Origin of the sequence: Suicoccus acidiformans (assembly GCF_003546865.1) — a bacterium.
Taxonomy (GTDB): Bacteria; Bacillota; Bacilli; order Lactobacillales; family Aerococcaceae; genus Suicoccus; species Suicoccus acidiformans.
Genome location: NZ_CP023434.1, coordinates 1,771,004 through 1,784,723 on the forward strand (window position 1 = coordinate 1,771,004; position 13,720 = coordinate 1,784,723).

Annotated in this window: 12 protein-coding genes and 1 other annotated feature; of the genes, 3 read left to right on the plus strand and 9 right to left on the minus strand. The window is 41.3% G+C overall.

Features of this window, described 5'->3' with window-relative positions; all coding sequences use genetic code 11:
- Position 1 precedes the first annotated feature (1 nt).
- Complete coding sequence (locus CL176_RS08315; protein WP_118990893.1) at positions 2 to 1,483, minus strand: hypothetical protein; 1,482 nt, start codon at positions 1,481 to 1,483, stop codon at positions 2 to 4.
- Positions 1,476 to 2,729, minus strand: a complete 1,254-nt coding sequence (locus tag CL176_RS08320; RefSeq protein ID WP_118990894.1) for an AI-2E family transporter — start codon at positions 2,727 to 2,729, stop codon at positions 1,476 to 1,478. The genes CL176_RS08315 and CL176_RS08320 overlap by 8 nt, the downstream gene beginning before the upstream one ends.
- A 680-nt stretch (positions 2,730 to 3,409) precedes the next feature.
- Here CL176_RS08320 and CL176_RS08325 point away from each other — a divergent pair.
- Entirely contained in the window at positions 3,410 to 4,444 is a 1,035-nt protein-coding gene (locus CL176_RS08325) for a lactonase family protein (protein WP_118990895.1), read from the plus strand.
- Between the two features lie 81 nt (positions 4,445 to 4,525).
- Here CL176_RS08325 and pcp read toward each other — a convergent pair whose 3' ends face one another.
- Positions 4,526 to 5,173 carry a pyroglutamyl-peptidase I gene (gene pcp / locus CL176_RS08330; RefSeq protein WP_118990896.1) on the minus strand — a complete coding sequence of 216 codons (648 nt, stop codon included), beginning with the start codon at positions 5,171 to 5,173 and terminating at the stop codon, positions 4,526 to 4,528.
- Positions 5,174 to 5,479: 306 nt separating this feature from the next.
- Between pcp and CL176_RS08335 the strand changes: the two genes are divergently transcribed.
- On the plus strand, positions 5,480 to 6,325 hold the full coding sequence (locus CL176_RS08335) for an undecaprenyl-diphosphate phosphatase (protein WP_205528105.1): 846 nt from the start codon (positions 5,480 to 5,482) through the stop codon (positions 6,323 to 6,325).
- A 102-nt stretch (positions 6,326 to 6,427) separates the two neighbouring features.
- On the opposite strand, the gene serS is transcribed toward CL176_RS08335, so the two are convergent.
- The 4 genes from serS to CL176_RS08355 all read right to left on the minus strand — a co-directional run bounded on the left by serS (position 6,428) and on the right by CL176_RS08355 (position 10,472).
- Positions 6,428 to 7,720: a serine--tRNA ligase gene (serS, locus tag CL176_RS08340; RefSeq protein ID WP_118990897.1), complete on the minus strand. Its 1,293-nt coding sequence runs from the start codon at positions 7,718 to 7,720 to the stop codon at positions 6,428 to 6,430.
- Positions 7,721 to 7,761: 41 nt separating this feature from the next.
- Positions 7,762 to 7,972 (minus strand) — a binding site (T-box leader).
- A gap of 46 nt (positions 7,973 to 8,018) precedes the next feature.
- Positions 8,019 to 8,546, minus strand: coding sequence for a tRNA (cytidine(34)-2'-O)-methyltransferase (locus CL176_RS08345; protein ID WP_118990898.1), 528 nt, complete (start codon positions 8,544 to 8,546; stop codon positions 8,019 to 8,021).
- 4 nt (positions 8,547 to 8,550) lie between these two features.
- Positions 8,551 to 9,720, minus strand: a complete 1,170-nt coding sequence (gene queG / locus CL176_RS08350) for a tRNA epoxyqueuosine(34) reductase QueG (protein ID WP_118990899.1) — start codon at positions 9,718 to 9,720, stop codon at positions 8,551 to 8,553.
- Between the two features lie 140 nt (positions 9,721 to 9,860).
- Entirely contained in the window at positions 9,861 to 10,472 is a 612-nt protein-coding gene (locus CL176_RS08355) for a 50S ribosomal protein L25 (protein WP_118990900.1), read from the minus strand.
- Between the two features lie 242 nt (positions 10,473 to 10,714).
- Between CL176_RS08355 and CL176_RS08360 the strand changes: the two genes are divergently transcribed.
- Positions 10,715 to 11,308, plus strand: coding sequence for a Gx transporter family protein (locus tag CL176_RS08360; RefSeq protein WP_118990901.1), 594 nt, complete (start codon positions 10,715 to 10,717; stop codon positions 11,306 to 11,308).
- Positions 11,309 to 11,341: 33 nt separating this feature from the next.
- Here CL176_RS08360 and CL176_RS08365 read toward each other — a convergent pair whose 3' ends face one another.
- Together CL176_RS08365 and CL176_RS08370 are read right to left on the minus strand one after the other, a co-directional pair.
- On the minus strand, positions 11,342 to 12,493 hold the full coding sequence (locus CL176_RS08365; RefSeq protein ID WP_162890903.1) for a hypothetical protein: 1,152 nt from the start codon (positions 12,491 to 12,493) through the stop codon (positions 11,342 to 11,344).
- Between the two features lie 146 nt (positions 12,494 to 12,639).
- Entirely contained in the window at positions 12,640 to 13,677 is a 1,038-nt protein-coding gene (locus CL176_RS08370) for a peptidylprolyl isomerase (RefSeq protein WP_118990903.1), read from the minus strand.
- Positions 13,678 to 13,720 lie beyond the last annotated feature (43 nt).

Genomic DNA, 13,720 nt, shown 5'->3' on the forward strand with positions numbered 1-13,720 from the left:
ATCAGCCTTCCTCCTCCGTTTCATCCACTAAACTTTCTTCAACATTTACCTTGGCTGAGTGACTGGTCGATGTTCGGTCGTCTTGGCTAGAATGCTTGTCAACTTCTAATGCATCCGTAATATATTGATCTAAGTGCGGCATCCATTCAAAGTAATAGTACAGCACTAACGTTTCTTTATCTCCAGCACTTGCTAATGACTCTTCTACTTCTGCATCACTCGCTGTCCTATTTGTTGATGCAGCAAGTTCCGTAGGAATGTTTACCGCAATCCCGATAGGTTCTCCTTGCCAGAAAGCCTGATAACGCAGCTTATCCAAGGCGAAGCTTTTCACGAATTTCCCTCGTTCACCAGGATTAATAACGCGCGGCCCGCTATCTATGACAAGTTGTGGATCTGATTGAATGAGATCCTCTTGAATCGTTAAGCTTGCTTGACCTTCATAAGGCATAATCGGATACTCACTCTTATTCTCTACTTCAAATACAAGCGATACAATAATTTGCCCTTGGGGGAAATACCGGAAACTAGCTTCATAAGCTGGACGCAAGGCTAAATCATAAATTTCGCCTTTGACTAGTGTCAGTTCAACTTGCTCCTCGGTACTCGATTCAGATAGATCAGCTGTTGCTAGAATATCCTTAGCACCCCATAGCTCCAAAGCAACACGGTCTTGGATACTTCGCCGATTATCAAGCAGCAATTGTTCATTCTCTATATTGGTTGGCAAATAAAAGGGTAGTTCAATGGTATTATCACCTTGACTTAAACCAACTACTTCATCAGCTGAGGCTTGAGACACCGGTATAGACAGGAAGAAGTCTCCTTCGGCCAGAATACTATCTAAAGCATCTTCGGATAAGCCATACACAATATAACCTTCAACAGCGGAACGTCCTTCGATTTGGCCACCTGCATAAGTCATAATGTCACGAAGATTCCCGGTGTCTAATGGATAGAGCTGACTGCTCGGCTCAAGACGCAAGACTGCATCGGGATAGCTCAAACGTAAATCATTCATTGCGATATATCTTGATTCGTCCGATAGATTCAAAATATTAACTTGCATTAGAATAATACCCGCACCCTCTGTTTCGAAATTAAATTCCGATGCGTAGTGTTCATCTACCGTTTCCAATCGGTAAATATCCATCGCATCAATTCGATAGGTTAAATCTCCCTGTGTTTGTTCAAAGGGTTGCTTCAACCGGAAAACTCGATCCTTTATTTGATATTTATCGGTCGCTTCGATTGCATGCTCAACCTGGTTAAATTCAGGAATAAAACGCGGGTCCCCCACTGATTCCTCATCAACTTGTGCTTCGTTCTCACTGGACACTTCATCTTGTGAACTTTGTTTATTCTGCACGGTTTCAACAGCCTGCTCTTGGATAAAACGTTGGTACTGTTCATCCACAGTGTTACAGCCAGCGCAGAGGCCGAGCGAGATAAGTAAGACATTCATTTTAAATGTTTTATTCATTCTGGCCCGGCTCCTCTTCATCTAATTTAGTAACTAAGTCCGCTTTCTGCTGTTGAAACTCACCCTCATTGACTACTTCAATATCTTCATATAAGCCAGATGACTTCCGGAAGTACTGGTACATTTCGACGACAATAACTTTTATCACCGCATAAGCAGGCACCCCAAGAATAACTCCGGACACCCCGAAAAGTCGCCCAGCACCCAACAAGATGAATAGAATCGTCACCGGATGGATATTCATATTGCTGCCAAGAATTTGTGGGGATACGAACCGCCCTTCAATAAATTGTTCAATGGCTATAACAATACAAACCTTAAGAAACATTGCTGGAGAGGTTAATAGCCCGATAATAAGCGCCGGAATCGCTGCAAGTATTGAACCGATATACGGAATAATATTCGCCACACCCGAAATCGCTGCCAGTAGCACAGCATAGTCTAATTCAATAATTGAATAACCCATCCCAAACATAAAGCCTACAGCAATTGCCACTAAGACTTGCCCACCAATATAGCGGGAAACTTGTAAATTAGAATTTCTTAAAATTCTTCCAACAACATCCGTATACTTATCCGGCACTAAATACAGAATATTATGGGCGATACGCTTATTCTCAAGTAATAAATAATATAAAATGATGGGCATCGTTAAAATACCGGTAATAAAGGTGAAAACTGTGCCAATAACATTCCCGATTCCGTCAATGGTTCCAGGTAGAAAATCCCGAATTCGTTCACTTAATTCCCCTAAATGTAAGGAATTTAACACCGCTTGAATTTGGGAATTTAAAGATAGCTCACTTTCTGTCGGACCATTGGTCTGGATTGGTAGCTGCGCTAATAGCCCCTGAACTTGAGCATTATAGCGCGGTAAATTCTGAATAAAACTTTGAGCCTGTTCCGTTAACATTGGAATTAAAGAATAAACACCCCAAACAATTAACATAATAGCAATAATAAAGATAATCCAAATGGCGAAATTCCGCTCAATTCCCTTGCGTTCAAGAAAGGATACCAAGGGATCTAAGATATAATAGAATATCCCGGCGGCAATTACTGGAAAAGCAATCAATTCAATAAAAATCCATAAGGGATCCAGTAAATGTGACACGTTTAAGAACGCATACACGACGGTCATCACAAGTAGTAAGACCAGTAACGAAATAACGAAACGATTATTAAGTGTTCGTTCGAACAAAGAAGCTGTTTTTTCTTCTTGGTCAGGTCTTTGCAAATTGTTCATTCATTTCAATCCCCCTTCAAAACATTTGGAGCTTTTAGTTATAGCCCATTTTAGCATATTTTCGCGAAGAAATGGATTAATTCATCATGCGAAACATTATTTTCATCAGCAAACTCATTGAGTCAGGCAAAATTTACTTTCTTTCTCATTCTAATACAATATTAAAGATGTAAAATCTTGTTATCTCAGTATTCCCTTTGCCATTATTGTGTTATACTATCTCGCGTTTGACACTTCTAAAGGCCAAAGGGTACCTAAAACCTCTTTAAATCAATATTTCGGAGGAGTTTATGCCAACGAAAAAAAGCGTACTATTCGTACTTTAATACAAAAATATTTAATTTTTTAAAGTATGAAGTATGATATAAGTATCAAAGCAATCTAATTCATAGAGCGGTTTTTATACAAGGAAAATGCGATAATAACAATGTTTTTGTCATATTTGTAGCTGATAAAAATTAGTACAAAAAATATGCACGAGATATTTGACAATAAAAGTGCTATACACCAACGTTTAGAGAGATTTTTTAGGCTGGCAAGTGTCAAAGTCCCGAGTCAGACGAAATTTACTTTCGTTCTCATTCTAATACAATATTAAAGATGTAAAATCTTGTTATCTCAGTATTCCCTTTGCCATTATTGTGTTATACTATGTGAGTAACATTAAAGGAGGTAACACAATGACGCAAGAATTTATCCTTGGCGGCTATACAAAACGTGATAATGAAGGATTCCATCAAGTTTTCTTCAATCCAAATGATGGGACTTTCTCCAAAACGGCATTAATTGGCAAATTAAACAATCCGACATTCGTTGCTTTAAACGATGACAAGACACTACTTTTTGCTATTCATCAAGATGGGGAAAAGGCAGGTTTAGTGGTATTTAACAAGATAGAGAATAAGCAATGGGAGCAAATCGACCAATGCATGGCGACTGATATCCCAGGTTGCCATGTATCCTGGCGAGAAGAAAGCCAAACGGTCTATGTTGCTAATTACCACGAAGGCTCAATCGATGTGTACGCATTCAAAGATAATACTTTGAGCCATATTCAACGTGTGTCACATTCTGGTTCATCCGTTCACCCTAATCAAACCAAGCCACACATTCACTATACAGGCATGAACCAAGATCATACCTTGTTATTCGCTTGTGATTTAGGTACAGATATTGTTGCGACTTATACTATAGGCAGTGACGGCCAAATTTCACTGAAGCATGAGTATAAGTTAGAAGCCGGTACTGGGCCACGCCATCTTGTCTTCCACCCGTCCTACAAATATATGTATGTGATTGGGGAATTAGCCAATACCACGACTGTCCTTTCCGTAAGTGAATCAGGCAAATTAAAGGCTCTGCAATCTGTAGCCAATGTCGATACAGCTAATTCACCTGATAACACAGCCGGAGCAGCCATCCGTCTAACATCCGATGGAAAATTCTTGTATACCTCTACCCGCTACAATGACACAATTTCAGTTTATGGTGTTTCTGAAGATGGCAGTGAATTAACCCCGATTGAACGGGTGGATTCGGTCGGCCAAGTTCCAAGAGACTTTATCTTAGACGAAACAGAGCAATATGTGCTCGTTGCCCACCAAGATAGCGATCATATTACTGTCTTTTCCCGTGACGCAGAAACGGGTCGTCTGAAATACCGCCATAATGAAACATATGCCCCTGAATGCGTATGTATCTGCCCTGCGTCATAATAATTTACATAAAAGCCGATGGAACAAAAATCCATCGGCTTTTATGTATATACTTTACAACTTGCTTAACAACTCTACGTTTTAATGCGTTTGACCTCCAAGGGCCTGTAAATCCTCTTTGCCATGATAAGCTACAATTGCCTTAAGCGCCGCTTCAATACCGCGACTGATATCACTAAGGGACATGGCAGGTGTGTCAGGCTTATCCACAACTTGTTCCATCATATAAGGAATATGCATGAAACCGCCTTTAATGTCTGGATAACCTTGATTAATTAAATACAAAACTTGGTACATGATGTGATTGCAAACAAATGTTCCGGCAGTATTTGATACGCTCGCAGGTAAACCTGCATCGCGAATAGCCTGAACCATTGCCTTAATAGGTAAAGTTGAGAAATACGCTGGCTCACCATCTTCTTGAATGGCCACGTCAATCGGTTGATTGCCTTCATTATCTGGAATACGCGCATCGTCCACATTAATCGCCACACGTTCCGGCGTCAAGTCTGACCGTCCCCCGGCCTGGCCAATTGCTAGAATAACGTCAGGTTGATGCGTCTTAACTGCCTCGCTTAATACCTCGGCTGATTTATGAAAGACTGTCGGGATTTCAACCTTAATAATCTGGGCCCCATCTACTTCATCTGGCAACTTCTTCACAGCTTCTATCGCTGGGTTAATGGCCTCTCCCCCAAAAGGGTCAAAACCTGTGACTAATATTTTCATTTAAACACTTCCTTTGTCTTCTTCATCCCTCACTTCATCTTACCACAAATGACAGCTTGTTTTAAGTTCGAAGTACATCTCCTTATAAACTCTTTATCATGACAGGTATGGAATTTGTATTGAATACAAGTATTTACACTTAATCATCCGATTAGATAACTAATAAGTAGTTTCTGTGAATTTCTGAAGAGATTTCTGTGACTGCGTGGTATTGCTAAATGAACTTTGTGTAATTTCACCTGTAGACTATTAAAAAGCACATTTATGCGGTATAATATACGCTGATAAAAAATGTGAGGTGTTACAATGACAGAAATCATCGATTTAATCGAGCTGTTGCGTATATTTATCTTGAGTGTGGTTCAAGGTATTACCGAATGGCTCCCAATTAGTAGCACGGGACATATGATAATTATTGAAGACATCCTGCCTTTAAGCTCGAGTGCGGAGTTTAAAGAGATGTTCATGGTCCTGGTTCAGCTCGGCTCCATTATGGCCGTGGTTGTGCTATATTTCACCAAACTGAATCCTTTCTCACGAAAGAAAACATCCCAACAACGTAAAGACACTTGGTTTTTATGGTTTAAGGTAGCTTTTGCGAGTATTCCTGCCGGAGCCTTCGGCTTAATCTTAGATGATTACATGGAAGAATACTTCAACAAGCCCATTGTTGTAGCTATTGCCCTTATTGTTTATGGGGTGGCTTTCATTTATATTGAACGGGAACGCAATGCTAAACATGCACAAGTGATTGGTAACTTACAAGACTTAAGCTTTGCGGATGCTTTTAAGATTGGTTGCTTCCAAGCACTGTCACTTATCCCCGGAACCTCCCGGTCCGGTTCAACGATTATGGGAGGCCTGATTATCGGTGCTGCAAGGCCTGTTGCTACTGAATTCTCCTTCTTCTTAGGAATTCCGGTAATGTTTGGGGCAAGCTTTAAGAAGCTCGTTAAATTTGGCCTTGATTTTACGCAAGCTGAGTTCATTTATCTCATTTTCGGGATGATTGTGGCCTTTATCGTTTCTATTATTGTTATCCGTTTCCTCATGGCTTATATTCGCCGAAACGACTTTACAGGCTTTGGTTACTACCGAATTATACTGGGAGCAATTATTATCCTCTCTTCCCTCTTTAAACGAAGCTTTTAAACAAAAACCTCTCCAGCTCAATAGAGTCTTGTACTGCCCCCAAATGTTAGACAACAAATCTAACATTTGGGGGGCAGTACATCTGGAGAGGTTTTTAATTTACTAAATGCCTAAGGCATTCTCTTTCGTAATTTCAGTTACGCCACCCATATATGGCACTAAGACTTCCGGAATTTTCACTGAACCGTCTGCTTGCTGATAATTCTCTAAAAGCGCCACTACGGCACGGCCTACTGCTACACCGGAGCCGTTCAAGGTATGCAAGTATTGGACTTTACCTTCCTCATCACGGTAGCGAATTTTAGCGCGACGAGCTTGAAAGGCTTCACAGTTTGAACATGAGCTGATTTCACGGTAGGTATCTTGGGCAGGGACCCATGCTTCAATATCATAGGTTTTGGCTGCGGAAAAGCCCATGTCTCCGGTTGAAAGGACAATCGTACGGTATGGAATTTCTAAGGCTTGAAGAATACGCTCCGCTTCTTCCGTCATGGATTCTAATTCTTGATAAGATTCCTCTGGCTTGGCAAATTTAACTAGCTCAACCTTATTGAATTGGTGCATGCGGATTAAACCACGGGTATCCCGTCCAGCACTACCAGCTTCTGAGCGGAAAGATGGCGAAAGGGCCGTCATGTAAATTGGCAAAGCATCCTGATCAAGAATTTCATCACTGTAATAGTTAGTTAGTGGTACTTCTGCCGTTGGAATAAGGGAGAAGTTGCGGTCATCATTTAACTGGAAGACATCTTCTTTAAATTTAGGAAACTGACCGGTCCCAAACATCGCCTGTTCATTCACCATATATGGAGGAATCATTTCAATGAAGCCTGCTTCAATATGGCAATCTAGCATGAAGTTATATAAGGCACGCTCTAAGCGAGCGCCTAAACCACGGTAGTAAACAAAGCGTGCTCCAGCAACTTTAGCTGCCCGTTCAAAGTCAAGAATACCTAAGTTTTCAGCGATATCCCAATGATTTAACGGCTCAAAGTCAAAGGCTCGCGGCTCACCCCAGCGACGAATCTCAACATTATCTTCCTCGTCTTCACCAATTGGCACATCTTCATGGGGAATATTCGGTAAAGCAAATTCAATGGCCTCTAGCTGATCCTCAATCGCATCAAGCTTTTGGTCCATCGCTTTAATCTCTTCACCAATCTCACGCATCTCTTTAATCTTGTCATCAGCATCTTCTTTATCACGCTTCAATTGCGCAATTTCCTCACTCACACGATTACGTGTTTGCTTAGCTTCCTCATCTTTGACAATCAAATCTCTGCGTTCCTGGTCCAACTCGCGGTACTGCTCCAAAGTATCGCGTGCCACTCCACGTGTCGCAAGCCTCTCTGCTACAGCATCAAATTCTTGTCTTAACAATTTACGATCTAACATATTATCCTCCTTCTTGTACCCACAAAAAAAGCCCCTCATCCATATAGGACGACGGACTTCGGTCGCGGTACCACCTAAATTCAGGCATCGCCTGCACTCATAACGAATAACGGCTCGAACCGGCTCTATTTAGGCAGACGCTTTCATAGGCTGAATAAAGTGGGGATTCACCTTCTCGGTAAGATAACTTGCACCAACCGCTATCTCTCTAAGTTACTTCAAAGGTTACTAGTCACTTCTCATTTAAACTAATTATAACCTAATCTTTATGATTGTCAAACAGATTCTGCCGCTGGAATCACCAATTCAATTCTCGCGCTTTATCTGTATCTCGGTAATGATGGATTTCATCTAAACCTTGCCAGCTTTGTTGGCGCAACGCTTCATAAATCAAGATAGCTGCTGTATTGGACAAATTCAATGACCGAACGTGCTCATCATTCATAGGTATACGCAAGGCATCGGCTTCATGAGCTTGCATGAAATCAAGCGGCAAACCTGTCGTCTCCTTGCCGAAAAGAAAGATTTGCTCGCCATATACATTGCTAGCCAAATCTGCTTCCGTATAAATCCTTTGGGCAAATTTACTTATCAAATACATCGGACGCTCACCGGCCCAATTCAAGAAGTCTTCAAAACTTTCATGTTCCATAATATCAACTTCCTGCCAATAATCCAAACCGGCCCGCTTCAACATCTTATCTTCCGTTGAAAAGCCCAGGGGATGAATTAAATGCAAGGTAGTATTCGTCGCTGCACATGTTCTCGCTATATTTCCTGTATTAGCTGGCATAACCGGTTCATATAAAGCAATATGGTTCTTCATTACATCATCTCCTTGGCTTCTTCGCCGGACGTTTTCGCTCCAGTGTATGGATTGCTTGACGCATCTCATCAATCGTCTCTTTGTCGGTTTCTTTCACATATTGGGCCTTAACACATGCCAGCAATTGTGCATTATAATCTCTTTGTAACTTGCTTATCGCCCACGCAGCAGTCCCTCGCATCATCGGACGTGGGTCTTCTTCCATGACCTGAATGAGTTGTGGCAAAGCCGTACGATCCCGACTGTTCACCAAGGCGATGATCGCATTTCTTTGCAGTGGTTTTTTGCCCCGCCATGAGCCTGCTAAATGACCATAAGTCTCGCGGAAGGCTCGATTTGAAATTGTCAACAAGGGTTTCAAGGCCGGTTGGACAACCTCAGAATCGGGCTCCATTTCAGGATGTCGGTGAAAATCAATCCCCTGATTATACGGACAAACATGCTGGCATATATCACAGCCATAAATAACATTAGAAATCTTCTTGCGAAACTCTTCAGGCATATAGCCTTTCGTCTGCGTTTGATAAGACAAACATCTTTGACCATTCATCCGTCCATCACCTAACAAGGCTCCCGTCGGACAGGCATTGACACAGCGATAACAATCTCCGCAGCCAAAGGGGACAGGTTCATCGGGGGCAATCTCTAAATCTGTTACAATCTCCCCCAAATATATCCAAGAGCCAAACTCTTCCGTAATGAGTAAGCCATTTCGGCCAATAAAGCCGATACCTGCCCGTTGCGCGACAGCTACATCCATAAGTTCCCCGGTGTCGACCATTGCTTTAAAGTGCGCATGGGGAGCGAGCACTTTAATCTCTTCAATCAGGCACTCCATCTTCTCCCGTAAGATGGTATGATAATCGATGCCCCAAGAAGCTCTCGCAAATTGCCCCCGCTTTACTTCCTTCGTATTCTCTAAGGGCTCCTTAATCCGACTAGGATAAGCTAAAGCAATAGATATAATACTTTTAGGCTGATCAAAGATTAAGTCTGGATACAAACGCTCCTCGAGCACTTGATGTTCAAAGCCGGTCGTATGACCCATTGCTTTCTGCTCACGCAAAGAAGACGCTAATTCATCGAAAGGATCTGCATTGGTAAAGCCAATTTTATCGATGCCCACTTCGCTAGCAAGCCGCTGAATCTCTTGTTTTAAGACCGTATTATCCATCGCTGCATCCTTTCTCCTTTACTCACCCTTTAAACAAAAAGAATGACTTAACCTGTGTTTGTGAGTTACTACTCAGCCAATCACGCAGATTAAATCATTCACGCATCAATCCATCAACAAGATTGATCTCTCTTTATGTCTTACTCTTCTTCGTCTGACTCACCAATTACTTCTGGCTCAGCCATTTCCGCATCTGGGTCAACTTCCTCAGGCTCTTCAGTTGGAGCTGAAACCGTAACAATTGTTGTATCTTCTTCCATTATTACAGTAACGTCAGCTGGCACATCTAAGTCTGCAACGGTAAGAACATCACCAATCTCTAATTCAGCAACATCCAATTCAAATGATTGTGGAATTGAATCTGGTTTAGTCTCAACCATGATTGTGTTCTCGACTAGCTCAACAACTCCCACTTTAACAGCTGCTTCGTTGACTAAGTATAGTGGCACTTCAACTTCCAGTGTTTGGTTCGCTGAGATTGCTTCCAAGTCAACAGAGTAAATAATGTCTTGTAAGGCAGCTTGTTCAAAGTCTTTGATCCAAACTTTCTGTGTTTGACCTTCAACTTCAACGTCAAAGACCGCATTGGCACCTTCTGAACGTAGAATTTGTTCAAATTCACGGCGGTCAATCAATAAAGATTGGGCTTTATGGTCTTTACCGTATAAACTTACCGGAATTTTCCCTTCACGACGATCACGCTTAGAAGCGCTTGTCCCAGTTTGCATTCTAACTTCTGCTTTTAAACTCATCTGTCATAACTCCTTTAATTTCATTATATTCTATCTGGTGATTTTAGCACACTCACTATAGTATCAAAGATAGTATGAAAATGCTAGGAGAATTTGCCTTTTCTCCCTATTGGCCAAAATACGCACTTTATTTTACTAAATTAATCAGTAGATTTCAATAATAAACACCAAAAAATTTATTCCAATTGAAAGGTCTATAAATTTGACGTATACTAGACTTATTCTACAGAAAGGGATTTTTTATGGGATCGAATTATCAACGAAATCGAACACTTGTATATATTGGCCTACTCGCAGCCCAAGGGATTATTATTAGCCTTATTGAGAACTTAATTCCTTCACCTTTAGCCTTTGCGCCAGGCGCTAAACTAGGCTTTGCGAATTTAATTACGATTATCGCACTTTTCACCCTACCAGTTAAATATAGCTTCACTGTCTTGATGATTCGGATTATAATCACAGCACTTCTAGGTGGAACCTTCTCAACCTTCCTTTATAGCTTACTTGGTGGTATTCTGAGTTATTTAGCTATGCTGTTGGTTATGCAGCTGGGTCCGAAAAGAGTCAGTATCATCGGCATATCCGTAATCGGAGGAGTCTTCCATAATATGGGGCAACTATTGATGGCGTCCCTTATGGCTAAATCTTTCTCAGTTATGAACTATCTGCCCGTGATGTCCATTAGTGGAATCATTGCCGGCTTTGCAGTAGGCGTCCTCGGCAACTACCTCCTCCACAATATAGCAACCCTGCGAATGTATCATGAATCTTACTCACTATCGCGAAAACAGAATAATTGGCTCAATCACGATGACGACAAAAAGACGGACGCATAACAGTCCGTCTTTTACTTTGCTTCAAAAATGAACTTAATTAGATGACTCTTCAGACTCTTCGGTTTCTTCAGATGCTTCAGTTTCTTCCGCTGAGTCAGCTGAAGTGTCCTTAGCTGATTCGGAAGATGCAATTTCGCTTGTAATTTCAATTATATCAAACTTGCCTTCTGTCGCAGCATCAACTAAAAGAGTAGCATATTCAATGAATAGTTCAGAAAGCTCTTCATAGCCTTCAATGACTTCAATCTTACTTGGATCTTGTGTTTCAATTAAAGCTTCACTTAATAGAACCACTGCATCTTCTTTCGTTGCAGGAATTTCTTCTGAAGATGCTTCTTCGCTAGTAGACTCTTCAGATTCCTCTGCACTTTCAGCACTCTCTTCTGATTCTTCTGATTCTTCTGACGTTGAAGCTTCACTTTCCTCAGATGCTTCTACAGACTCATCTTCTGATTCAGCCGATCCAGACACCGATTCAACCGTCACAAACTCAAACTCAGATTTAGTAATTCTCCCGTCTTCAACGGTAATTGCAAAATCAATTGAATCTACGTCCTCACTTGCTTCTGCTATTAAGGCGTAATCTCCATCAACCAATACGGTTTCTACGCCCTCTGCTTCAGATGAAGCTTCACTTACTTGAGAACTTTCATCAGATTCTTCAGAACTCTCCTCACTTGCTTCTTCATCAGATTCTGATGCTTCACTTTCCTCCGAGACATCATCTGCTGTTACAAGGACAACTTCTTTAGATGAGGAATCAGACTCTTCAGATGCCTCTTCACTCTCCTCTTCAGAAGAGGTTTCACTTTCAGCACTTTCTTCTGATACTTCCTCGCTCTCTTCTTCTGAAGCTTCGCTCAATTCACTGTCCTTTGCAGATTCTTCGCTATCATCTGCGACTGCTTCCGCATCTTCTGAGACAGATTCAGACACTTCAGATGCCTCTTCTTCAAGTGATGAGGACACCTCAGAAGCTTTTTCTTCAATTTCTTCTGACGCTTGGGAAGCATCTTCTTCGACAGAAACTGAATCTACTTCTGAATCAACTGATTCGTCAACCGACTCAACAATCGACTCCGCTGCAGATTCTGCAGATTCTGTTTGCTCACCATCTGAGCTACAAGCTGCCAATAAGAATACAGACCCTAGCAACAAGGAACCTTTCAATAGTTTACGCTTCATAGACATCATCATTCTCCTTTAATCAAAAGTTCACTTTTAACAGATTATGACTTCAGTTTATAATATTCTTCTTAACTTGTCTAGCATAATGCCATATAAAAACTCTCCTGGAGCTTAGTCCGAGGAGAGTGACTCATCTTCTAATTTTATTCAGCAGATTCTTTCGCTGCCTCTTCTGCTACTTCTTCAGCAGAAGCATCTTCCGCTGGTGCTTCTTCCGCTGGTGCTTCTTCCGAAGCTGACTCATCTTCACCAGAAGTATCAGCTGGACTTTCGACTGATTCAGGCATCTTAGCAATTTCTAATAAATCGTTGACAGCACCCTTCAAGTCTTCATCGTTAATTTCAACACCTGTTTGTTCGATTAAATCACCGATGATACTGTATGAGAACTGAGCATCTGCTAATTTAGAGTTCACATATTGCTGTTCAACCTCTTCACGAACTTCTTCTAAAGGTTTCTTCTCACCATTATTGATGACTTTAATAACATGATAGCCATATTGCGATTTAACTGGTTCTTGAGTTATCTCACCATTGGCAGTAGCCTTAACCGCTTCTTCAAATTCAGCGACCATCTGACCACTGACAAAAGGTGTTAAAAGTCCACCATTCTCCGCTGTCGAATCCTTAGAAACTTCTTTAGCCACAGCGTCAAACTCTTCTCCGCCTTTAACGCGCTCAAGCGCGGCATTCGCTTCTTCTTCAGTCTCTGTTAGAATATGTTGGGCTTCCATGGTTGGTTCATAACCATTTTCGTAGAAGTCTTGGATAGCTTCATCAGATTTATCAATCCCCTTCTCAATAACTTCTTGGAACATATTATTGATGAATAATTGATATGTGTACTTTTCAATCGAGCCAAGCTGTTGATAATCAAGTAATTGTTGGAAGGTTTCTTCACCACCCGCTTCTTCTATTTGTTGAGCCACTGCATCGTCGGCTGCCTTTCTAGAAGCTTCAACGTCGTCTACATTCTGCATTAACACTTGTTCAAGAATCATCGTTCTTAGCGTTATTTCACCAGATAAATTCTTCATAGCTTGATAGAATTCATCTTGTGTGATTTGTTCTTCACCAACAGTCGCAATCACATTATCGTTTGCGTATACCGGTGCAGTTGTAGCCAGTACACCAGTAAAAGCCAGTGCAACTGACGTTGTCTTAAGTAGGGTTTTCTTCATGAGAGTAATTATCTCCTATCTATAGTTTGTTATAAATATAATA

What these genes read in the sequence shown, in the direction of transcription:
- CL176_RS08315 (WP_118990893.1), bottom strand. Translation starts at nt 1,483, where the DNA reads ATGAATAAAACATTTAAAATGAATGTCTTACTTATCTCGCTCGGCCTC.
- CL176_RS08365 (WP_162890903.1), bottom strand. Translation starts at nt 12,493, where the DNA reads ATGAAGCGTAAACTATTGAAAGGTTCCTTGTTGCTAGGGTCTGTATTC.
- pcp (WP_118990896.1), bottom strand. Translation starts at nt 5,173, where the DNA reads ATGAAAATATTAGTCACAGGTTTTGACCCTTTTGGGGGAGAGGCCATT.
- CL176_RS08335 (WP_205528105.1), top strand. Translation starts at nt 5,480, where the DNA reads ATGACAGAAATCATCGATTTAATCGAGCTGTTGCGTATATTTATCTTG.
- CL176_RS08345 (WP_118990898.1), bottom strand. Translation starts at nt 8,546, where the DNA reads ATGAAGAACCATATTGCTTTATATGAACCGGTTATGCCAGCTAATACA.
- CL176_RS08355 (WP_118990900.1), bottom strand. Translation starts at nt 10,472, where the DNA reads ATGAGTTTAAAAGCAGAAGTTAGAATGCAAACTGGGACAAGCGCTTCT.
- CL176_RS08360 (WP_118990901.1), top strand. Translation starts at nt 10,715, where the DNA reads ATGGGATCGAATTATCAACGAAATCGAACACTTGTATATATTGGCCTA.
- queG (WP_118990899.1), bottom strand. Translation starts at nt 9,720, where the DNA reads ATGGATAATACGGTCTTAAAACAAGAGATTCAGCGGCTTGCTAGCGAA.
- serS (WP_118990897.1), bottom strand. Translation starts at nt 7,720, where the DNA reads ATGTTAGATCGTAAATTGTTAAGACAAGAATTTGATGCTGTAGCAGAG.
- CL176_RS08320 (WP_118990894.1), bottom strand. Translation starts at nt 2,729, where the DNA reads ATGAACAATTTGCAAAGACCTGACCAAGAAGAAAAAACAGCTTCTTTG.
- CL176_RS08370 (WP_118990903.1), bottom strand. Translation starts at nt 13,677, where the DNA reads ATGAAGAAAACCCTACTTAAGACAACGTCAGTTGCACTGGCTTTTACT.
- CL176_RS08325 (WP_118990895.1), top strand. Translation starts at nt 3,410, where the DNA reads ATGACGCAAGAATTTATCCTTGGCGGCTATACAAAACGTGATAATGAA.